Origin of the sequence: uncultured Cedecea sp., assembly GCF_947498825.1 — a bacterium.
Taxonomy (GTDB): Bacteria; Pseudomonadota; Gammaproteobacteria; order Enterobacterales; family Enterobacteriaceae; genus JGM124.
The window spans coordinates 113,351-132,768 of the sequence record NZ_CANMLV010000007.1; the positions used below are offsets into that span (position 1 = coordinate 113,351).

Here is a 19,418-nt window from a genome sequence, read left to right on the forward strand (position 1 = left end):
TCGTCTTTTAATCAAAGTACTGATGCCTTAACAGGCGTTTGAATGAGGTCTGTCACTCACCACTTAGGGGTCATTACTGCGTCACTCACTGACCCAAAGGTATTTCACGTTCTGACGTCATATTATACAGTTGGTACTTTCTACTCAGCGTCTGTCCGCCATCACGCGTCAATGGAGTCCAGGAGATCAGCGCATGGTTTGGATTCGGAGAAACTGTCATCAAGTCAAATGGAATTGAGACATAGAAACCTTTACTGAACCCGCCTTCACCGTAATCGGCTTTCGAGACATTCGATTTTGCCCCCCATATACCGACTTTAACGCCGCTGTCAAAGCGTTTAGCCATCTCAATGGTGACACCTTTATCCCCCGCCAGATACTGACCGACCGCTACTTTCAGCAGCACGCCATTCATTTGCGGTGGGTTCCAGTAGGTGGTGATAAAACCGGTGCCGACGTTATAGTCAGCGAAACGCATCATATCATTCCAGTCACGCTGTTTGACGTAGTTGGCATCGATTCCGATGGCCCATTGACTGTCAAGCGGACGATAGAGCACTTCGGCCCCGACTCCGCCATACATCATTTCCAAATAACCGCCATACGCCTGGCCATAGAATCCGTTCCCCAGATCGGCCACATAGTTAGTTTGCAGGTTATTGATAAAGACATCATTGCGGACATAGTCACGAATATGAGTACGAACTCGTGGCAGGGTCGAGTCTTTAGGCAGCAATGACGAGTTAAACTTGTTGTAGTTATTGTGGATGTTAATAAACACCCCACTGTCGACCAGCCAGTTATCCGTTAGCCAGTAATTAGCGCTCGGTAACAGACCAATCTGGTACATATAGAAGCCTTCCGGTCCGCCGAGTGACTGAATTAACTTAGGCTCAAATGCATAACTAAAACGAGACGGTTTAATACGATAGCCCTGAGAGTCAGGTATTGGATCCTTGGGTTCAACACGTTTCTGAAGCAGTTTTCCTTCATGACCCAGCGGATATCCTGCAAGCTCTTTTTTCAGGCTTGCAACGTTGGTTTCTGTGGTCACCATCGGCAGATGCATGTTGGTCTGGGTCACGCTGATGGTCTCGGTGCCCGCAGGCAACTGATTCACCAGAATACGATTAGCGCGATCAACCGCTTCGCGAGGATCGCGATAGCGTTTCTGCTCACCGGACATATAGACGGTGTTGCCGTGGTACTTAATTTCCGGGTCATCAAAGCCTGCATTATATTTGAGATTAGTCAGCTGGCTGGCAACTACGGTATAAGAAGGCACACCCTCGGTCACTTCCGGATCATAAGCCACCTTCGGCGCATCGCGATAAGCAGGACGCAGAGTATTCAGGTTATTATGCAGGGTAAAACCAAACATCAAAGTATCACCGCGTTCATAACTGAGATTAACATATGCCCAGTCGGCAACACGATATACTGCGCCAAAGTTATAGTGGGTAAACTGGCGAATATTTTTAGAAAAATCGTCCTTATAGTCGTTGCCGTCATATTCCAGTTTCAAACTTAGCGGCTGCCAGGGCGTCTGGTATTCAATACCGCCCACCACGGACGCGGGACCTTTAAACATGCCGTCAAAACTGATTTCACCTGCATCCACTAAGTCACTGCGGGTACAGTACTTGTCCGATGCCCGGCAAAAAGGGTTGCTGATATTACCGCTGTTACCGATATAACCCCAGCCAACGCCCAGAGTGAAATCGACCGGACCAAAACGTTTGCTACCGACAATATACTCACCATCAAACAGGCCAGTACCTGAGATATCGCGTTTCCCAAATGCCACAGCAGGAATATAGTAGCTTTCTTCCAGTAAACGCACTTTAAAGTCAAAAGATTTATCTTTGTAGCTTTGGTTACCACTGAAAGCGGGATTACTGCTGTAAAGGCGGGTACGCACATCCGCATAGCGAATGGTGCCTTCCAGCCATGGGAATAAAGCGACAGAGGTAGAATAAAAGCGATATTGATCGTTATCCCGATAGTTGACGCTGAATTCTCCTTGCGGCGCGATACGCGCAGTCGGGAGCTGCATCAATCCTGTACCACCAAAATCACTCTGGGAATATAACATCGGTTCAGGATAGGTTTTTCCCTCGGCATAACATGCGCTTGATACTGCCAGCGCCAGGAAACTGAGTACATGGACTTTTTTCATTATTCAGGAACCCGACGAGTTAGCAATGAAATAATATCATCTTGTAATGACTTGCCTGCAGCATCTGTTGCACAAGGCGTGAAACCGACCCACACAATACTGCCCGGGCTGGCTTCCTGGTTCAGGTTATTCCAGTAAGCAACAGGGACCGTCGTCGTCTGTCCGTCAGGGTGAATCAATGTAACGGTGCTTCTGTCCGCTCCGGACAAACGTTGTTGTTTATCCAGATAATCACTGATCGGGGTTGCGGGTTGCCACATCACCGGACCGGGATGGCTGACAGCCCCCATAATCATTAAAGTAGTAGGACGCTTACCCGTATAGAGTTTATATTCACCCTGCAAGGAAACATCTCCTCCTGTCAGGGTCGTGCGAATAGTCTCAGGATCAAGAGGGGTGAACAGTCTGTCAACAGCGTTGATCTTCTGAATCTGGTCGATAACAGACTGCAGCATCGCAGCCTGTTTCGGTGAGGCATCCGTCTGGCATGCGGCCAGACGAGCGAGAATATTTTTTTTGTCCTGCTCTACTTTGTGCCCAGCTGGCTCAAGAGTAATAACCGCCCCCGGCCACCAAATATCTTGCGGCAATCCCGGGTCGGTGACGACTTGTAACAACGTCGACATATTTTCAAGTCGCCATTGCTGGGTCGAATGTTGATTATCCAGAACCACTGTACCGGCTGCCAAGGTACAAGCACTTAGCATCGTGAGCGTACTACCCAGAATAAGTCGGGTGAATTTATTCATAGCGTGGGTTTCAATATAGTCATTGCAACAGGATAGGTTCCGGCACCGAGCATCTGATGACTCTGACGCACCTGACCATTACGGGTATCTACCCAAAAAATATTTTGCCACCGGCTGTCAGGCACATTTGATTGCACCTCTTCATACCAGACCTGGCAAGGTACGGCTTCCCCGGCAATGGTCAATACTTCATCTTTTTCAGCGCGGGTGAAGCGAGAGGTTAAGGCGGCGGAACGCAGCTGTTCCCCTTCTTTCCAGCGGATAGTACGCGACCATGTCTGACCATTCGCGAGGCTCTGGGCCTCAAGCAAAGGATCGGGCGTGACGGATATTACTTCTAGCAGGTTACGGCTATGGAGGTTAGCGGTTTTGACCAGTCGTCCATTGCGGGTCACGATAATGGAACCATCCCGGGATAACCACTTGAGACTGCCTTGCTCTATATAGCCCAGAACAAGAAAGACACGTGGTTCATTATCAATACTGAAATATGTGCTGGCGTACGGCAGTGACTGTATTGCCTCGTCAGTCATTGTGACGTCTTTCGCTTCCCAGATTGCACTGAACGTATCCACTACCCCTTGCTGACTGGGGGTACATCCTGCAAGTAACGCGAAGAAAGGTAAGGCAAATAGACGCACCGGATATTCCCTTATTAAGACAATATACCCGGAGTAACAGACCTCCGGGTCAGAACAGCTAATTCCTTCGACCCAACGAAATTCGTGAGGCCGTTCAGATTAATTGGTCGCTGTTGTGGTATTGATGGTGGTGTTGTCATCGTTGCTTACTGCAACAGCAACGCCTACCGCTACAGCGGCTGCAACACCTACTGCGATCGCTGCTGTAGTACCAGCAGCAGCACCGGCACCAGCAGCGCCAGCAGCACCACCAGCTGAGGTAGCAGACATAGCGACTGGAGAGGTTGCCAGAGCAGCTGCAGTCAGAACAGCATAAATTGCTTTTTTCATATACATTCCTTATTCAGTGATTTAAACAAAGAGAACCTGAGGTTCAGGTCAGAACATTGGGTTACACCCCAATTAATTTGTGTCCATCATATACATAAACAAAAAATGTAGGCCTGTAACAGACATCGGACTGAACACACTTTTGGCTCTTTTAGCGATACTTGTACACAAATCTCAGAATATTCCCTGACTAATGAGATTAACCGAAAATCGGGCGTGTCTCGAGAAGAAAGGTAAATAAATTTTTCAAAGAATATAGATCTATATATATCAAAAAACAACAAAAATTGACAATTCGTGGAAATTCGACTTAAAAACAACATCCCCAAAATCACAGCAATAGTATTAGTCCTAAAAAGCGCGCAATCTTTGCGCTGCCTGATTTTGTTTCAGATAAATCAACCTGTTTCAGGTTATTTTTTAATAGATAGCCTGCTATGCATGTCGTTTTTGCTGCGTCACTGTTATCAAAAGAGTCAGGACGAAGCCTGAATCGCTCAGTATGCCGCCCCTGAGCAGGCGCTCGGGGCAAAGGGTCAGGCAGGTGTACAGCGTCAAAAAAAGTTAATTATTCGATATCTGAATGTCTTGCAAAAGATATACATATAAGATAGGGATAAAATACAGCAGCGATCAGCGGACAGATAAGTCGCGGAATAAAGAAACCACATATAAATATCAAGGCTAAAATAAATTATCCGAAAAATCGTTCGGCTTAAATATGACATTATTTTGTCGTTATAAAAAATAACCTGTAAATATACAATTTTTAACCATCGTTCTGAGTGTTACGTGTATCGTCTGACAGTGAGATGTCTCTGATTGCTTGCCTTTGCCTCTGACGGTACCTGTTTCTACGCTGTCACATCAGCCTCTGTTGAGTCATTTGCTGTACAATTAAACGTGACAGTGTCACCACGGCCTGTTGTTCACGCTCTCCCCACTCCCAGGATGCATTCAGTCGAAAACAGTGATCCCAGTTACTCCCCGTACTGAACATTTTACCCGGAGCAATACTGATATTGTGTGCCAGTGCCTGCTGATACAGTAATCGGGTATCAACCGTTCTTGGCAGTTCAATCCACAGGAAATAACCACTTTCACTATGATGAACCTTGGCTTCAGCAGGAAAGTGTTTGCTAAGTTCCAGCAAGGCTTGCTGTTTACGCTCAGCCAGTATTCGGCGTAAACGACGCAAATGGGTATCAAACCGGCGAGTTGCCAGAAAATCAACCACGGCCAGCTGCATGGGAGAACTGGTTGATAGCGTACTCATTAGTTGAAGCTGTTGGATACGCCGGGCATGTTTACCGGCGGCCACCCAGCCAATACGGAAACCCGCAACCAGGCACTTTGAATACGAAGAGCAATGTAAGGTGATACCCTGCTCGTCAAAAGCGCGTAACGGCAATGGGCGCTCGCGACCGTAATACAGCTCTGAATAGACATCATCTTCAATCAATGTCACATGATACTGTGCCAGCAAACTGACCAGTGCTTGTTTTTTACTGGCGCTGAGAGTCACGCCAAGCGGATTCTGGCTATTCGTCATCAGCCAGCAGGCTTTGACCGCATTCTGCTCCAGCGCAAGTTCCAGAGCGTCAAGATCAATACCGGTTAGCGGATCGGTCGCGATAGCCAATGCCTTCAGACCCAAACGCTCCAGTGCCTGAAGTGCTCCATAAAAACAGGGATTCTCGACAATGACCCAGTCGCCAGGTTCTGTGACGACTTGCAAGCTGAGATTTAATGCTTCAAGCGCACCAGCCGTGATAACAATTTCATCCGGTGAAACCGGAACACCTTGCTGAGCATAGCGTCGGGCTATCGCATTTCGCAGAGCGACATTCCCCGGCGGTAGATTTTCAATGACACTCATTGCGGTGACTGTTTTACTTACTGCCACCAAAGACCGATTAAGCTGCTGTAAAGGAAAAAGCCTTGGGTCAGGAAAAGCTGAGCCAAAAGGCACGACCCCTGCATTACAACTGGCCTGTAACACATCAAAGATATAGGTATTAATATCAACGGACTCATCCCGGGTTACTTGTTGGGCAGTGACTCTGTTACTCGCTACAGGCCGGGGGGCAACATAGTAACCGGACTGCGGCCTTGCCACGATAGCACCACGACTTTCAAGTAACTGATAAGCATGGCTGACCGTCATAAAACTCATACCACTGTGCTGAACCTGCTCACGCAAGGAAGGTAAGCGATCGCCCGGTTTCCAGATATCCAAGGCTATCTGTTCAAGTATTTGCTCTGCCAGTTGCTGATATTTTTTCACTTATCCTCCCGCTACTCGTCACCTATATCAGGCTACCAAAAAAACCTTTTTTTTAAAAACTGTTATAGATAAATATCACATTTCTGTTTCTGATAAACCTTGAAGCATCACATTACTATGACCCTGTCTTTTTTGGTCCAGAGGTGTGTATGTTTGCTTTAGACGCGTTTCATCTGGCAAGGATCCAGTTCGCTTTCACTGTTTCCTTCCATATTATTTTCCCGGCGATCACTATCGGGCTTGCCAGTTACCTTGCAGTACTTGAAGGTCTCTGGCTCAAGACTAACAACCCGATTTATCGCACCCTCTATCAATTCTGGTCGAAAATTTTTGCAGTCAATTTTGGTATGGGCGTCGTCTCTGGTTTAGTCATGGCTTATCAGTTTGGTACAAACTGGAGCGGCTTCTCGCAATTTGCTGGCAGTATTACCGGACCTTTACTGACCTACGAAGTACTGACGGCGTTTTTTCTAGAAGCAGGCTTTCTGGGTGTCATGTTATTCGGCTGGAATCGTGTCGGTCCGGGACTACACTTTTTCGCGACCTGTATGGTGGCTCTCGGCACCTTAATGTCCACTTTCTGGATCCTCGCTTCTAACAGTTGGATGCAGACACCACAAGGTTTCAGTATTCAGAATGGTCAGGTGGTGCCTGAGGACTGGCTGGCCGTTATCTTTAACCCTTCTTTCCCGTGGCGCCTGCTGCATATGACCGTCGCCGCCTTTCTGAGTAGCGCCTTTTTTGTCGGCGCCTCCGCGGCCTGGCATTTACTAAAGGGACAGGATACGCCGGCTATCCGTACCATGTTCTCCATGGCGCTCTGGATGGCTGTGATTGTCACCCCCATTCAAGCCTTGATTGGCGACTTGCATGGTTTAAACACCTTAAAATACCAGCCAGCAAAAATTGCCGCTATTGAAGGACACTGGGAAAATAAACCAGGTGAAGCCACCCCGCTCCTGCTGTTTGGCTGGCCTGATATGGAGCAAGAACGAACCCGTTATGCTGTAGGCATTCCCGCCCTCGGGAGTTTGATTCTGACACACAGCCTTGATAAGCAAGTTCCGGCACTAAAATCTTTCGCCAAAGAAGACCGCCCTCCGGCAGCGATTGTTTTTTGGTCATTCCGTATTATGGCAGGACTGGGCATGTTGATGATGCTATTAGGCATTATCAGTTTATGGTTACGGTATCAGGGTCGAATGTATACCAGTCGTCGCTTTCTGCGTTTTACCCTGTGGATGGGGCCTTCCGGGCTGATAGCCATTCTCGCCGGTTGGGTGACGACGGAAGTGGGTCGTCAACCCTGGGTAATTTATCATCTAATGCGCACCAAAGATGCCGTTTCTGCCCATAGCGATTTGCAAATGACCCTCAGTCTGACGGTGTTTTTTATCGTTTATACATCGGTATTTGGTGTCGGCTACAGCTATATGGTGCGGTTAATTAAAAAGGGTCCACTCCCTTCCAATCATTTTTCGCCTGAGCCTGAGTCTTCACAGTCCCAGACCATCACACCGGTGAAAGAGGAGTTACGTTAATGGGTATCGATTTATCGGTTATTTGGTTTGTGATTATCGTTTTTGCCACCCTGATGTACATCGTGATGGATGGATTTGACTTAGGAATAGGGATCTTGTTTCCATTTATTCGTGACAAAACCAGCCGCGATGTGATGGTGAACAGTGTTGCCCCCGTCTGGGACGGCAATGAAACCTGGCTAGTGCTGGGAGGCGCGGCCCTCTTTGGTGCTTTTCCCTTAGCTTATGCCATTATTATTGATGCCCTGACACTGCCTCTCAGCTTAATGCTGGCAGGGCTGATTTTCCGTGGAGTTGCCTTTGAGTTTCGTTTTCAGGCAACCCCCTCCCACCGTCCTTTCTGGGATATTGCTTTTCAGGCTGGCTCAATCCTGGCCACCTTTTGTCAGGGTGTCGTCGTTGGTGCGGTTGTTTCGGGATTTAAGGTGACCGGACGTCAGTTCAGTGGCGGACAACTGGACTGGTTAACTTCTTTTAACCTGTTCTGCGGGTTGGGACTGGTTATCACCTATGCCTTGTTAGGCGCTACATGGCTTGTAATGAAAAGTGAAGACCCGCTGCAACAGCAGATGCGAGTGCTGACATCAAGACTACTGCTGGCGCTGCTGGTTATTTTCGCCATCATCAGTATCCGGACACCGCTGGAACATCCACAGATAGCCGAACGTTGGTTTAGTACGCCTAATCTCTACTATTTACTGCCAGTACCCATTTGTGTGCTGTTATTCAGCGGATTGCTCTGGCGTACCGTTACCCGGCCTGAATCATCCCATGCCTTGCCTTTTATCTGCACTCTGGGACTGGTGTTTCTTGGATTCAGTGGCCTGGGTATCAGTATCTGGCCTAATATTATTCCGCCTGATATCAGCCTGTGGAACGCGGCAGCGCCTTTACAGAGTCAAGGATTTATGCTGGTCGGCGCGCTGTTTATTCTGCCATTTATTCTGATGTATAGCTTCTGGAGCTACTACGTTTTCCGTGGAAAAGTCCGTCATGGAGAGGGGTATCACTGATGAATAAGACAGTCAAAAGAGTGTTATGGATGTCAGGCATATGGGTTGCCAGTGTTCTAACGCTGACCGCTATCAGTAGTCTGTTTCGTCTGCTGATGAATACCGCAGGGCTGACCAGCTAACACGAGGATAAGAATTAGATATCACTTTAGCTTTGTCATCAGTCTCACGCCACACATGCTGTGTGGCGTCTGCCATAAGTCAGTTCTGCTCCACGATCATCACCGCCAGCGTTCCCGGCTCTAACGCCTTAAAAATATGCGGTCTGTCGGCAGGATAACAAATATAGTCTCCCATATTGAGCTCTTCCGGCATTTCAGTAAGCCCGACTAACGCGCGCCCACGGGTGATAATAATATGTTCCACCGAGCCAGGAGGATGAGGTTCTGAGCACCGGGCAGCACCCGGTTCAGACTGAAGTGAATAAATATCACGCCGGGCTCCAGGAGGACAGGTCGCCAGTAAAATCGCATCATAATTTGCCTGGCCTGCTGTCACTTTTATCCCGTCTCCCCGGCGGATCACCTGCATCTGTACCGGCTGAGGTTCCAGTAAGGTAGCAAAAGGGATATTCAGGGCCACACATAAGGCCCAAAGTGTTTCCAGTCCTGGATTCCCTTTTCCTGTTTCAAGCTGAGACAAGGTTGATTTGGCTATATTTGCACGCCGGGCGAGTTCTCCCAGTGATAATCCTGCCCGGTTTCGTTCACGTATCAGACCCCTGGCGATAATTTCTATTGGCTGTGTCATACGTTTCACCTGTCGTTCATTAAAACGAACGATTCGTTCGCTTGATCTAATCTCCGATTCTGTTCATTATAACGATACATTTGTTCGTTATGGAAAATAATCGTGCTACGTACCCACCTATCCGCTCTTGACGGTGAGACTAAAAAAGCCATTTTCCTGGTGTGTGTTGCCGTTGGTATTGTCGGTGTTTCTTATGGCTCTCTCGCTATGGTTTATGGTTTCCCTCTTTGGTTACCGGTTCTGGCCTCTTTTATCGTGCTAGCGGGGGCTTCTGAATTTATGTTTATCGGTATTATTGCCAGCGGCGGTAATCCTTTTGCGGCGGCCATGGCCGGGTTGCTGGTCAATGCACGTCATATTCCGTTTGGCGTAGCCGTTCGCGAACTGGTGGGTAACCGGGCAACCCGCTTACTGGGTTGCCATATTATGAATGATGAAAGTGTTGTGTTTGGCCTGGCTCAAAGCTCGCCAGAAAAGCGACAGGCTGCTTACTGGTTATGCGGACTCGGTGTGGCAATTATCTGGCCTGCCGGAACGTTAGTCGGTGCCACCCTGGGCAGTTTGGTGCCTTCACCTGAACTGCTCGGATTAGATGCTGTTTTTCCTGCTATTTTACTGGCCTTAGTGATCCCGGCATTTAAGCATCGCACCACCCGAATTCGTGCCTCTGCTGGCGCGATTATCTCTCTGATTGCCACGCCATTTGCCCCTGTTGGTTTGCCAGTTCTGCTCTCTATGCTGGGTTTACTGGCGAGGAAGAAATAATGTCTGGAACCTTTACTATTCTTGCCGCACTTGCCCTGCTGGCTGCAGGAACGTATTTGATGCGTTTTACTGGCGCAAAACTGGGCAGCCGTCTGGTGCTTTCTGAACGTGCCGGAAATATGCTTAATGACGCAGCGACAACACTACTCTTTTCCGTTGCGCTCGCGACCACTTTTTTTGAAGCTGAGCATTTTGCAGGTATGGCTCGCGTCGCGGGTGTCGCCATTGCTGTTTTTCTTGCCTGGCGCAAAGTGCCCTTGATTATCGTGATTTTAGCCGCAGCCACAGTAACAGCAATGTTGCGTTTTCTCGGCGTGCCATAAGGACTGTTGAGGAAATAACACCGTTTATATAGCAATACTTTCAGCGGTATTTTTTCACAATGTTGACGAAACTTTTCAGCACTTTTGACGCACTTGCTAGTGTGCGGGGGAGAGACTCGTTAAATTGGCAACACCATTTTCCAGCAAGCCTGTCAGTATGATAAAAATTCGCTATATCACTGCATTACTGGTTATTTTGTGCGTACTTTTTTCTGGCCAGACGATGGCGGGTACACCGGGACATAAATTTTTCTATGTGCAGAATGCCGACTCGCTGTTACGCCATAATGGTGATAGCGAGGAACTACGCGTCTCCACGCTCAATGCCGCAGAAGAATATCGTGAGCGTCACCGTAAGTATTTACATGGCTTTGAAAGAAATTTCCTTCCCTGAAATTCGGCTTCCGACAAGAAATCCCCCCAACGATTGGGGGGACAATATAGCTTACTTATCGCCGAAGTGAATAACAGTACGAATTGATTTACCTTTATGCATCAGATCAAACGCGTCATTAATCTGTTCCAGCGGTAAACGATGAGTAATAAACGGGTCAAGATTAATTTTCCCTGCCATCGCATCTTCAACCATTCCGGGTAACTGAGTACGCCCCTTAACCCCACCGAAAGCAGAACCACGCCAGACGCGGCCTGTAACCAACTGGAATGGACGTGTTTTAATCTCTTGCCCGGCACCAGCAACACCGATAATCACGCTTTCGCCCCAGCCTTTATGACAACATTCCAACGCCGCACGCATCACATTGACATTACCGATACATTCAAAGCTAAAGTCAACGCCACCATCGGTTAATTCAACAATAACATCCTGGACAGGTTTGCTACTGTCGAGCGGATTAATACAATCCGTTGCACCCATTTCACGCGCCAGGGTGAATTTTTCCGGATTCGTATCAACGGCAATAATGCGTCCGGCTTTCGCCTGAACCGCCCCTTGAATAACCGCCAGGCCAATGCCTCCGAGCCCAAAGACGGCAACGGTATCGCCGGGTTTTACTTTAGCCGTGTTATGAACCGCACCGATCCCGGTCGTGACACCACAGCCTAACAAACATACTTTATCTAATGGCGCCTCAGGGTTTACTTTTGCCAGTGAAATCTCTGCCACTACGGTATATTCACTGAACGTACTGGTTCCCATATAGTGGTAAATAGGCTCTCCGTTATAGGAAAAACGCGTGGTACCGTCCGGCATTAATCCTTTCCCTTGGGTCGCGCGAACCGCCTGACAGAGGTTAGTTTTGCCCGACTTACAGAATTTACACTCGCGACATTCAGCCGTATAAAGAGGGATAACATGGTCACCCGGTTTCAGACTGGTCACGCCCTCACCCACTTCCACCACAATACCGCCGCCTTCATGACCTAAGACCGCAGGAAACACCCCTTCAGGGTCATCGCCAGACAAAGTGAAGGCATCGGTATGACAAACGCCAGTATGGGTAATTTTAACTAACACCTCTCCCGCCTGCGGAGGTGCGACATCAAGCTCAACAATTTCCAGGGGTTTTCCTGGCCCAAAGGCCACAGCAGCACGTGATTTCATTAATATTGTCCGTTTGTTAGTGTGGTTCTATTTAAGGTAAGAACGAATAAGATTATCGACTTCGGCCATCCGTAAAGCCCGCTGCTGCTCCGTGGTTTCCCCGGTAACAAGCTCGTCTTTCAGATGAATTGCCATCATCTCCCCCATCAAACCATTTGCAGCCCCGCGAACCGCGGCTATTTGCTGCAAAATCTCAATGCAGGAGTCTCCTTTTTCAAGAGCACGTTCTAACGCCTCAGCCTGACCACGAATGCGCCTGACCCGCGTCAGAATACGTTTTTTATCTTTTTCCGAATGTGGCATAGCCGCCTCTGCATACTATAGGGGGGTATAGTAACAAAAATCATATCTTAATGTAAAATATAAGATATATTTAAAATCATTAAGTTAACAATTCACTGAATATCAGATCATCGCCGTCTTAACGTTCATTGAAAGATGATGAAATCACCTACGAAAAAGCGGCTGAGGCAGTAAGAAACTATCTGATTAGCTATAGCATTCCTCAATGGCAAGAATTCCAGGCAGGCAGGCAGGCAGGCAGGCAGGCAGGCTTGGCACCGATAAGCCGGATATCCGTTTTAATCAAGGCGAATCATATGCATCTGAAGATATACATAGTGTTTCTGTGACAGTATCAGGGTCACTGGCAGGACACCATATGGTTGCCATGTTCATTTGCAGATTGGGTGGTATTGAATATTCCACTACAACCCGGATTTACTGATTTTCATCCCAGAACAAAAAACGGTCAATGATCGCTCACTTTCCAGAGCGATGATCGCTTCAGCAATGATGCCTTCCCGAACAACGGCAAACAAAATGGCATCTGAAGACTGGGTAAGTGAAAAGATATTGAGCTGCACCTCAGATGCCTTTTAAGCGCTATTTCAGTTTGATACTACTTGCAGCAAACTTTTTATTATCATAGTTATAGACATTGAAACTCAGCAATTTACCTTCATCAGAGCGGACTATTTTTATCACACCTCTACCACCATCTACATTATTCATAGAAAAGATAGTGGCTTCTTGCTCTGCTGATGCACTGGTATCCGCATTGGCTAAGTTAAATGCTTTGCCATCGATAACCATCTCAGCTTCCCTGCCCTTATACAGAACCAGCTTTGTGTGATGCCATCGCCCTTGGTTAGTGAGATCTGGCGTAAGGAATTCGCAGTTAAGCGCGAACTCTCTCTTATTACATTCAGAGGTTATATTTTCCTTACCTTCGGAAATCATTTCAGCAATAGTGAATAAGTTTTTAGACGGGATAGTCGTCACTTGAGATCTCTCATTACAGCCTGTAAGCAACATCGTGCCCGCGACAATCAGTAGTATTTTTTTCACATTCCACCCTTACATGTAACATTATATTTCCATGCTAACAGGGGATTGTTACAAAAAAACGTGAAATTTAACTTAAGTTATTTAACATAATGTCATATCAATATCTGGTTTTGAGATATAAAAGTTCATCACCGTACTGCTGATAGGCAGTACGATGACCAGCAACTGACGCGGCACTCTGACTATCCGACCGGGTCCAGGCGGTGATTAAGGGAGACCCCTGTTATCTTGTATTTCTGTCTCTCTGTATGATTGTTAGCCCCTCAAACAAGGTTAATTGAGTTTAACAGCCCCCTGGGTATAAGGTTTATCGCAATCATAATAAGCGATAAAACTCAACACCTTACCTTCATCAGAGTGAATTGTTTTTATTTCTCCTCTGTTTGAGTTATCCCTCTTCATAAAGAATGTGATGGTTTCCTGTTTTGCAGAAGTATGATTCTCAACCCTGTCCAAGTTGTAGCAGTTTCCATCAATCACCATCTCAGCCTCTCCTCCCTTGTACAGCGTTAATGTCGTATGGTGCCACTTCCCGGGTTCTCTCAGAGAATCCGTAAGAAATTCACAGTAAAACGTCCCCTCACCTTTTTTACACTCAGAGGCTGTTGTTTTTTTACCTGTCTCCATCATTTCTGCAATTGACGGAGAGTCTTGAGATGGCAGAGGTTTTAATACCTGAGATTTACCATCGAATCCAACCAGTACCATCAGTCCGGCAGCAATCAGTAATCTTTTTTTCACGCCCCCCTCCCTGTAAGTAACACAATGTTTCTGGATATAAGATACATTACTGATCAAAAAACAACCATAAATATCAGTGTGAGATTGATTATCGTGCCTGACCTCTGACCACAGAGCGGACTGAGCGATAGCGGCAACGTCGGTTTTCTTCAATAAGTCATAAGGTAAGAATGAACTATGACAGCGAGGGGCTTTGATGATGTATTCTCAAGTGATGAAGATTTTATTGACGCTATATGTTAAATACACTTAGTAAACAAGACGGTATGATATTAGGCATGCTGCGATATGTGGGTTATTGTGACGGATAAGGTTATCCATCAAGTTAAACGCCGAGTGGGGATTCAAGTTAAATATGCGACGTAATGAAGTTAAATCATCAAGAATAAAATCAATTGGTTACAACAAAGAAACGAAGGTTCTTGAAATAGAATTTTTTGAACTTGGCATCTATCAGTATGTCAACGTTCCCTCACAGACCTATGAAACCTTCTTGAGCGTCGTTTCTAAAGGTCGCTTTTTTGACGGTGTGATTAAAAATAAGTATCTGTGTCGAAAAATAGGTTAACAGTCAGTACGAGAGATTAACCCTGTCATTTTTATGCTTAGCGATTTGACTATAGCAAGTATCAAACTGTCCCATCCTTTCTCACTAAGAGTCTGGATTGCCGCCTTAAGTCGTTCGTCTTCGGCAATCTTGTATAAAATCTCGCAGCCAAACGCCCAAGGCGATAACGCTTTTGCCATCCGGATGGGTGGCACAGAGCAAAAATGCAGCTCTGTGCCACCGTTTTAATATTCAATTCACACGGACTAACGGGACTGATAATAGCTCTCAGTCTCTGACTGACTGAGTTCAACTGACTGAAGCTGTCCGGATCCCGATGAGCGAGCGGCAGCTTCAAGCACAGCCATGACGGCAATCGCCTGAACCGGTGAAACGGGGTTAGCGCCCTTGCCGTTGATAGCATCCCGCGTTTGAATATAGTACTGACGCTGATCGCCCTCAGGAGACGTTATCGTGGTGGACTGCTGCTGACCATCAAATAACACTAAGTCATCGTTATCAGTTCCCCAAGTTTCAGAGCCGGGTACAATACCCGCGAGTAGCTGACTTTCCTGCTGATCCGCATTTCTCTTAATCACACTGCCTTTATCGCCATGAACAGTAAAACGCATCACGCCTCCTGCAGCCAGCATACTGGTATGCAGGATAACCTTATGCTGCGGATAATTAAGAATGACATGCGCCCAGTCATTGATCTGAGCCCCTTTACGCAGAACGGCGATATTACCGTAAACGTTATCTGGCAGCCCAAAAAGCTGTAAGGCCTGATCAATGATATGGGGCCCGATATCAAACCATAATCCACTTCCCGGTATATTATGCTCTCTCCAGCGGTCACGAACCTCTGGGCGGAAGCGGTCAATATGGGATTCAAAATGTTTAATTTCACCGAGGACACCCGACTCAATCACCTGTTTAACACCTAAATAATCGGAGTCCCAGCGCCGGTTTTGAAATACAGATAACAGTAATTTTTTCTCTTCAGCCAGAGCTGCCAATTCTCTCGCCTCGTGAAGATTCAGTGTAAAAGGTTTATCGACAACAACATGTTTACCCGCATTCAGCGCCATTTTTGCTAACGGCGCATGGGTCTCGTTGGGAGAAGCAATAACAATTAATTCAATATCAGGATCGTTTATCGCCATTTCAGGCGTAGCCACCACTCTGACATCCGGCAGATCCTGGTGCACTTTATCTTGGCTGCTGGATGAAATGACGCTGAGTTTTAATCCGGGTACAGAACGGATTAACGGGGCGTGGAATGTCTTGCCAACAAATCCGTAACCAATTAAGGCGACGTTAATATCTTTCGTTATACTCATCATTCTCTCCGGACTATAGGGGATCGGTTATATGTACTTTTGTCGAGTCACTACCGTCAAACTCACTCCAGGGCGTGTTCAGGAATAACTGATGTATTTCTGATAAAGATGCAACCTGATAAGGTTCACAGCGATTCAATTTCATATGATCGGCCACCAGCCAGTGTTCGTTACTCGCTGCCAGCATGGCCCGTTTAACCTCGGCGTCACTCTCTTGCCCTGCGGTCAGCCCCAAACGGGCATGCAGAGCACAGGCACCAAGTATGGCAATATCCGCTCGGTACTTCTCCAGCAGCATTAAGGTTGCACTTCCAGAAAAAAGACGCTGCTGCGCATCCCATTTCCCCCCGAGCAGAATCAGCTCTATTTCGGGTTTATCACTGAGGTGGTGTGCAATATCCAGTGAAGATGTGATCACTGTCATTGGCCCTTTTAACAGTGTAGCAATACCTGACAATGTACTACCGGCATCGAGGAAAAGCGTTGCCCCCCTGGGAAGTTTCTCTACCACTAACCGTGCAATCCTGAGTTTGATATTCGGAATAAGTACACTTCGCTCGGTACGACTCATTGCCGAGAGGTTAAGCGCAACGGCACCGCCATGGTTTTTCTGAGCAAGACCTTTTTTTTCAAGTTCAGCCAAATCCCGACGCACGGTGTCTGCTGAAACCTGTAATTTTTCGACCAGAGCATTGATGCTTGCCTGGCCCTCTTTCATGAGCAGTTCCATCAGAAATTTCTGCCGGGCTGTTTTATGCATCAGAACCTCTTAACCGCAAAATACCGCAATAAGCAGCATAATACTGCAATAAACAGGTTAACGCTATGTTGTGGAATTAATCATTTATGTATAACGTGATAACGCGCCAATCTGAGCGTGAACGAGATGACTAATTCGGGAACGGCAAAATGAAACTTGATGCATTTGCGTTTGGTACCACTAACTGGAATGAAATAGAAAAAACGGAGCATGCAGGTGAAACGGGCATGGCTTACTGGCGAACCCAGTTTTTTGGTGAGAAACCAAATCAGGTTCGGGTGCGGATGGTTGAATATACGCCAGGCTACCTTGCCGATCACTGGTGCCAGAAAGGACATGTTCTTTTCTGTCTGGAAGGTGAGCTGGAAACAGCGCTCGAAGATGGCCGAAAATTCCTTTTAACGCCAGGGATGAGTTATCAGGTTGGAGATAATGCCGAACCCCACCAGTCCAGCACAAAAACCGGCGCCAGACTCTTTATTGTTGACTGACGCCTGAAAGATGACAGTTACGTGAAACGGTGCAAGCACGTGGATTCGGTCTGAAATAACCGGTTCTTTAACTGGTTATCAGGGTTATCTGCTTTTGTTCTAAAACCTGGCGCATGGTCTTATCCGGCTCACCATCAAAGATAAACGAACTGGCGAGCGTCAGCTCGCCAATCACAAAAGCAGAGGCAGAATTTAATTTCTCCTGTGAAACCATCACAATCGTTTCAGCAGCGCGGGCCGCCAGCGCCCGTTTTACACCCGCTTCTTCATAGTTGCCTGTCGTCAGGCCTGCTGTTTTATGCACACCGGTCACCCCCATAAAGAACAGGTCCGCATTGATGCGTGCAATCGACTCCAGTACCGCCGAGCCAACAGAGACCAGTGAATGACGGTACAGTTGTCCACCCAGCATAATTACCTCTACCAAGGGAAAATCCACCAGTGCAAGAGCAATACTTGGACTATGAGTAATGGCAGTAAAAGGCAGATTCTGGGGAAGTAATTTCACCATTTCAGTCGTGGTCGTGCCGCCATCAATAATCACCACCTGACCCGGCTGAATAAGCTGCACTGCTGTTCGGGCAATGCGTTGCTTGGAACTTATTTGCACGTTCTTACGTGTTTCGAAAGGTGCAATAGCGGCAGAAACCGGTAAAGCACCGCCATATACCCGCTGTAATAACCCCTCAGCCGCCAACTCACGTAAATCACGTCGTATCGAGTCTTCAGAGACAGCAAACTGCACACTTAATTCACTGGACATCACCTGATTATCACGGGCAAGCAGCGCCAGAATCTGCTGTTTTCGTTGACTGGAAAGCATAAAACCTCATTCTTGATTGCTCTTGATAATGCACGATTATGCATGATAAGGTCTGCCGTGTCATCCTCCGAGGGAATGTTATGCAGCCGAAAATCCGCAATATTCGTGAACAATTGTTATCCGATAATTGGTACATCCTGAAAAAATATACCTTTGAGCTTCAGCGTAGCGATGGCCAGTGGCAGGAGCAACAGCGTGAGGCCTATGACAGAGGTAATGGCGCGGTGATCCTGCTTTATAACCGCCAGAAACGTACGGTGGTTCTGACACGACAGTTCCGCTTACCGGCATTTATCAATGGTCATAACGGTTTTCTGATTGAGGCCGCAGCAGGCTTGCTTGATAACGCCTCTCCCGAAGCACGCATCGTTGCAGAAGCTGAAGAAGAAACCGGCTATCGGGTAAACCGGGTGGAAAAAGTCATGGAAGCCTATATGAGCCCCGGTTCAGTCACCGAAAAACTGTACTTTTTTATCGCCGAATACGGCGAAAGGGATCGCCACAATGCAGGAGGTGGACTGACTGAGGAAGGTGAAGATATCGAAGTCTTAGAGTGGCCGCTGGAACGTGCGATGTCGGCCATTGCCAGCGGAGAAATCATGGATGGCAAAACCATCATGTTACTTCAATATCTGACATTAAAATTATCTTCTGAGGGAAAGACAGTATGTTAATTCTTATTGCCGGCCCGGTACGCAGCGGCACCAACGGAAACCAGGCGTTAATCCACGCAAATCTGCAAGAGTTTGAACGTATTGCGTTGGCAATCTACCACAAAGGCCATATCCCTGTAGTCGGAGAATGGCTGGCATTACCCATTGCCCGCGCCGCCGGATCGCAAGAAATTGGCGATGCCATCAGTGAAAACTATCTCTATCCGGTTGCGCATCGACTGATTCACAGCTGTCAGGCAATATTGCGTATTCCGGGGGCTTCACAGGGAGCAGATAATGATGTCCGTGTTGGTAAAGCACTGGGTCTGGCTATTTATACCCACCTTGATGATATCCCTGTGGAAAGTGAAACCACTTCCCGGCAGTAATTTTTCATACTAGGAAGACTATTTTTATCGCGGTCAGCCGCGCCGCGATAAACATTATCTCTTCTGTATTATCCTTCCCCGCTCTTGCTGTCACATGGTGACATTAAGCTAAAAAATAAACCCACTATTGCTGTCAGTCTTATACTAAGGTAATAACACGATAATAAACGTTAGGTTAC

At 47.2% G+C, this 19,418-nt stretch carries 24 protein-coding genes; 10 read left to right on the forward strand and 14 right to left on the reverse strand.

Annotation, left to right across the window (positions count from 1 at the left end; translation table 11 throughout):
• Positions 1–85 precede the first annotated feature (85 nt).
• The 5 genes from Q1A40_RS10210 to Q1A40_RS10230 all read right to left on the reverse strand — a co-directional run bounded on the left by Q1A40_RS10210 (position 86) and on the right by Q1A40_RS10230 (position 6,186).
• The gene (locus Q1A40_RS10210) at positions 86–2,182 is read right to left on the reverse strand and encodes a YjbH domain-containing protein (protein WP_299999983.1); all 2,097 of its coding nucleotides are present in this window, start codon (positions 2,180–2,182) and stop codon (positions 86–88) included.
• The gene (locus Q1A40_RS10215; RefSeq protein ID WP_299999797.1) at positions 2,179–2,928 is read right to left on the reverse strand and encodes a capsule biosynthesis GfcC family protein; all 750 of its coding nucleotides are present in this window, start codon (positions 2,926–2,928) and stop codon (positions 2,179–2,181) included. The genes Q1A40_RS10210 and Q1A40_RS10215 overlap by 4 nt, the downstream gene beginning before the upstream one ends.
• Positions 2,925–3,569 (reverse strand): YjbF family lipoprotein, encoded by a 645-nt coding sequence (locus tag Q1A40_RS10220; protein ID WP_299999799.1) that lies wholly within the window; start codon positions 3,567–3,569, stop codon positions 2,925–2,927. Before Q1A40_RS10220 ends, Q1A40_RS10215 begins: the two co-directional genes overlap by 4 nt.
• 99 nt (positions 3,570–3,668) lie before the next feature.
• On the reverse strand, positions 3,669–3,899 hold the full coding sequence (locus tag Q1A40_RS10225) for a hypothetical protein (RefSeq protein WP_299999801.1): 231 nt from the start codon (positions 3,897–3,899) through the stop codon (positions 3,669–3,671).
• An 862-nt stretch (positions 3,900–4,761) separates the two neighbouring features.
• Entirely contained in the window at positions 4,762–6,186 is a 1,425-nt protein-coding gene (locus Q1A40_RS10230; protein ID WP_299999803.1) for a PLP-dependent aminotransferase family protein, read from the reverse strand.
• 149 nt (positions 6,187–6,335) lie between these two features.
• Here Q1A40_RS10230 and Q1A40_RS10235 point away from each other — a divergent pair, with 149 nt between their 5' ends.
• From Q1A40_RS10235 to Q1A40_RS10245, 3 genes are read left to right on the forward strand one after another with little or no spacing between them, the layout of a single operon-like run.
• Complete coding sequence (locus Q1A40_RS10235; RefSeq protein WP_299999804.1) at positions 6,336–7,727, forward strand: cytochrome ubiquinol oxidase subunit I; 1,392 nt, start codon at positions 6,336–6,338, stop codon at positions 7,725–7,727.
• The gene (cydB, locus tag Q1A40_RS10240) at positions 7,727–8,740 is read left to right on the forward strand and encodes a cytochrome d ubiquinol oxidase subunit II (RefSeq protein WP_299999805.1); all 1,014 of its coding nucleotides are present in this window, start codon (positions 7,727–7,729) and stop codon (positions 8,738–8,740) included. Before Q1A40_RS10235 ends, cydB begins: the two co-directional genes overlap by 1 nt.
• Complete coding sequence (locus Q1A40_RS10245; protein WP_299999806.1) at positions 8,740–8,862, forward strand: DUF2474 domain-containing protein; 123 nt, start codon at positions 8,740–8,742, stop codon at positions 8,860–8,862. Before cydB ends, Q1A40_RS10245 begins: the two co-directional genes overlap by 1 nt.
• A 79-nt stretch (positions 8,863–8,941) precedes the next feature.
• On the opposite strand, the gene Q1A40_RS10250 is transcribed toward Q1A40_RS10245, so the two are convergent.
• Positions 8,942–9,490, reverse strand: coding sequence for a helix-turn-helix domain-containing protein (locus Q1A40_RS10250; protein WP_299999807.1), 549 nt, complete (start codon positions 9,488–9,490; stop codon positions 8,942–8,944).
• A gap of 102 nt (positions 9,491–9,592) precedes the next feature.
• Here Q1A40_RS10250 and Q1A40_RS10255 point away from each other — a divergent pair, with 102 nt between their 5' ends.
• The 3 genes from Q1A40_RS10255 to Q1A40_RS10265 all read left to right on the forward strand — a co-directional run bounded on the left by Q1A40_RS10255 (position 9,593) and on the right by Q1A40_RS10265 (position 10,972).
• Positions 9,593–10,255: an AzlC family ABC transporter permease gene (locus Q1A40_RS10255; protein ID WP_299999809.1), complete on the forward strand. Its 663-nt coding sequence runs from the start codon at positions 9,593–9,595 to the stop codon at positions 10,253–10,255.
• Positions 10,255–10,578 carry an AzlD domain-containing protein gene (locus tag Q1A40_RS10260; protein WP_299999810.1) on the forward strand — a complete coding sequence of 108 codons (324 nt, stop codon included), beginning with the start codon at positions 10,255–10,257 and terminating at the stop codon, positions 10,576–10,578. Before Q1A40_RS10255 ends, Q1A40_RS10260 begins: the two co-directional genes overlap by 1 nt.
• Positions 10,579–10,702: 124 nt before the next feature.
• Entirely contained in the window at positions 10,703–10,972 is a 270-nt protein-coding gene (locus Q1A40_RS10265) for a DUF2554 family protein (protein WP_299999811.1), read from the forward strand.
• 51 nt (positions 10,973–11,023) lie between these two features.
• Here the strand turns inward: Q1A40_RS10265 and Q1A40_RS10270 are convergent, their stop codons facing one another.
• The 5 genes from Q1A40_RS10270 to Q1A40_RS10290 form a co-directional block, all read right to left on the reverse strand.
• Entirely contained in the window at positions 11,024–12,142 is a 1,119-nt protein-coding gene (locus Q1A40_RS10270) for an S-(hydroxymethyl)glutathione dehydrogenase/class III alcohol dehydrogenase (protein ID WP_299999812.1), read from the reverse strand.
• A gap of 27 nt (positions 12,143–12,169) precedes the next feature.
• A complete protein-coding gene (locus Q1A40_RS10275; RefSeq protein ID WP_259046715.1) occupies positions 12,170–12,445 on the reverse strand; it encodes a metal/formaldehyde-sensitive transcriptional repressor in 276 nt (91 codons plus the stop codon).
• Positions 12,446–12,849: 404 nt separating this feature from the next.
• Positions 12,850–13,008 (reverse strand): hypothetical protein, encoded by a 159-nt coding sequence (locus tag Q1A40_RS10280; RefSeq protein WP_299999814.1) that lies wholly within the window; start codon positions 13,006–13,008, stop codon positions 12,850–12,852.
• 19 nt (positions 13,009–13,027) lie between these two features.
• Positions 13,028–13,492: a hypothetical protein gene (locus tag Q1A40_RS10285; RefSeq protein WP_299999815.1), complete on the reverse strand. Its 465-nt coding sequence runs from the start codon at positions 13,490–13,492 to the stop codon at positions 13,028–13,030.
• Positions 13,493–13,765: 273 nt separating this feature from the next.
• Positions 13,766–14,233 carry a hypothetical protein gene (locus Q1A40_RS10290; protein WP_299999816.1) on the reverse strand — a complete coding sequence of 156 codons (468 nt, stop codon included), beginning with the start codon at positions 14,231–14,233 and terminating at the stop codon, positions 13,766–13,768.
• Positions 14,234–14,588: 355 nt separating this feature from the next.
• On the opposite strand from Q1A40_RS10290, the gene Q1A40_RS10295 reads away from it, so the two are divergent.
• Positions 14,589–14,801 carry a KTSC domain-containing protein gene (locus Q1A40_RS10295; RefSeq protein ID WP_299999817.1) on the forward strand — a complete coding sequence of 71 codons (213 nt, stop codon included), beginning with the start codon at positions 14,589–14,591 and terminating at the stop codon, positions 14,799–14,801.
• A gap of 245 nt (positions 14,802–15,046) precedes the next feature.
• Here the strand turns inward: Q1A40_RS10295 and Q1A40_RS10300 are convergent, their stop codons facing one another.
• Together Q1A40_RS10300 and Q1A40_RS10305 are read right to left on the reverse strand one after the other, a co-directional pair.
• A complete protein-coding gene (locus tag Q1A40_RS10300) occupies positions 15,047–16,123 on the reverse strand; it encodes an oxidoreductase (RefSeq protein ID WP_299999985.1) in 1,077 nt (358 codons plus the stop codon).
• A gap of 13 nt (positions 16,124–16,136) precedes the next feature.
• On the reverse strand, positions 16,137–16,883 hold the full coding sequence (locus tag Q1A40_RS10305; protein WP_299999819.1) for a DeoR/GlpR family DNA-binding transcription regulator: 747 nt from the start codon (positions 16,881–16,883) through the stop codon (positions 16,137–16,139).
• 149 nt (positions 16,884–17,032) lie between these two features.
• Here Q1A40_RS10305 and Q1A40_RS10310 point away from each other — a divergent pair, with 149 nt between their 5' ends.
• Positions 17,033–17,374 (forward strand): DHCW motif cupin fold protein, encoded by a 342-nt coding sequence (locus Q1A40_RS10310; RefSeq protein WP_299999821.1) that lies wholly within the window; start codon positions 17,033–17,035, stop codon positions 17,372–17,374.
• 67 nt (positions 17,375–17,441) lie between these two features.
• Here Q1A40_RS10310 and Q1A40_RS10315 read toward each other — a convergent pair whose 3' ends face one another.
• Positions 17,442–18,197 (reverse strand): DeoR/GlpR family DNA-binding transcription regulator, encoded by a 756-nt coding sequence (locus Q1A40_RS10315; protein WP_299999823.1) that lies wholly within the window; start codon positions 18,195–18,197, stop codon positions 17,442–17,444.
• Between the two features lie 80 nt (positions 18,198–18,277).
• Between Q1A40_RS10315 and Q1A40_RS10320 the strand changes: the two genes are divergently transcribed.
• Complete coding sequence (locus tag Q1A40_RS10320) at positions 18,278–18,871, forward strand: NUDIX domain-containing protein (RefSeq protein ID WP_299999825.1); 594 nt, start codon at positions 18,278–18,280, stop codon at positions 18,869–18,871.
• Positions 18,865–19,239 carry an NUDIX hydrolase gene (locus Q1A40_RS10325; protein WP_299999827.1) on the forward strand — a complete coding sequence of 125 codons (375 nt, stop codon included), beginning with the start codon at positions 18,865–18,867 and terminating at the stop codon, positions 19,237–19,239. Before Q1A40_RS10320 ends, Q1A40_RS10325 begins: the two co-directional genes overlap by 7 nt.
• Positions 19,240–19,418 lie beyond the last annotated feature (179 nt).

What these genes read in the sequence shown, in the direction of transcription:
- Q1A40_RS10235 (WP_299999804.1), top strand. Translation starts at nt 6,336, where the DNA reads ATGTTTGCTTTAGACGCGTTTCATCTGGCAAGGATCCAGTTCGCTTTC.
- Q1A40_RS10270 (WP_299999812.1), bottom strand. Translation starts at nt 12,142, where the DNA reads ATGAAATCACGTGCTGCTGTGGCCTTTGGGCCAGGAAAACCCCTGGAA.
- cydB (WP_299999805.1), top strand. Translation starts at nt 7,727, where the DNA reads ATGGGTATCGATTTATCGGTTATTTGGTTTGTGATTATCGTTTTTGCC.
- Q1A40_RS10325 (WP_299999827.1), top strand. Translation starts at nt 18,865, where the DNA reads ATGTTAATTCTTATTGCCGGCCCGGTACGCAGCGGCACCAACGGAAAC.
- Q1A40_RS10275 (WP_259046715.1), bottom strand. Translation starts at nt 12,445, where the DNA reads ATGCCACATTCGGAAAAAGATAAAAAACGTATTCTGACGCGGGTCAGG.
- Q1A40_RS10215 (WP_299999797.1), bottom strand. Translation starts at nt 2,928, where the DNA reads ATGAATAAATTCACCCGACTTATTCTGGGTAGTACGCTCACGATGCTA.
- Q1A40_RS10310 (WP_299999821.1), top strand. Translation starts at nt 17,033, where the DNA reads ATGAAACTTGATGCATTTGCGTTTGGTACCACTAACTGGAATGAAATA.
- Q1A40_RS10250 (WP_299999807.1), bottom strand. Translation starts at nt 9,490, where the DNA reads ATGACACAGCCAATAGAAATTATCGCCAGGGGTCTGATACGTGAACGA.
- Q1A40_RS10295 (WP_299999817.1), top strand. Translation starts at nt 14,589, where the DNA reads ATGCGACGTAATGAAGTTAAATCATCAAGAATAAAATCAATTGGTTAC.
- Q1A40_RS10315 (WP_299999823.1), bottom strand. Translation starts at nt 18,197, where the DNA reads ATGCTTTCCAGTCAACGAAAACAGCAGATTCTGGCGCTGCTTGCCCGT.
- Q1A40_RS10305 (WP_299999819.1), bottom strand. Translation starts at nt 16,883, where the DNA reads ATGCATAAAACAGCCCGGCAGAAATTTCTGATGGAACTGCTCATGAAA.
- Q1A40_RS10225 (WP_299999801.1), bottom strand. Translation starts at nt 3,899, where the DNA reads ATGAAAAAAGCAATTTATGCTGTTCTGACTGCAGCTGCTCTGGCAACC.
- Q1A40_RS10300 (WP_299999985.1), bottom strand. Translation starts at nt 16,123, where the DNA reads ATGAGTATAACGAAAGATATTAACGTCGCCTTAATTGGTTACGGATTT.
- Q1A40_RS10320 (WP_299999825.1), top strand. Translation starts at nt 18,278, where the DNA reads ATGCAGCCGAAAATCCGCAATATTCGTGAACAATTGTTATCCGATAAT.
- Q1A40_RS10260 (WP_299999810.1), top strand. Translation starts at nt 10,255, where the DNA reads ATGTCTGGAACCTTTACTATTCTTGCCGCACTTGCCCTGCTGGCTGCA.
- Q1A40_RS10245 (WP_299999806.1), top strand. Translation starts at nt 8,740, where the DNA reads ATGAATAAGACAGTCAAAAGAGTGTTATGGATGTCAGGCATATGGGTT.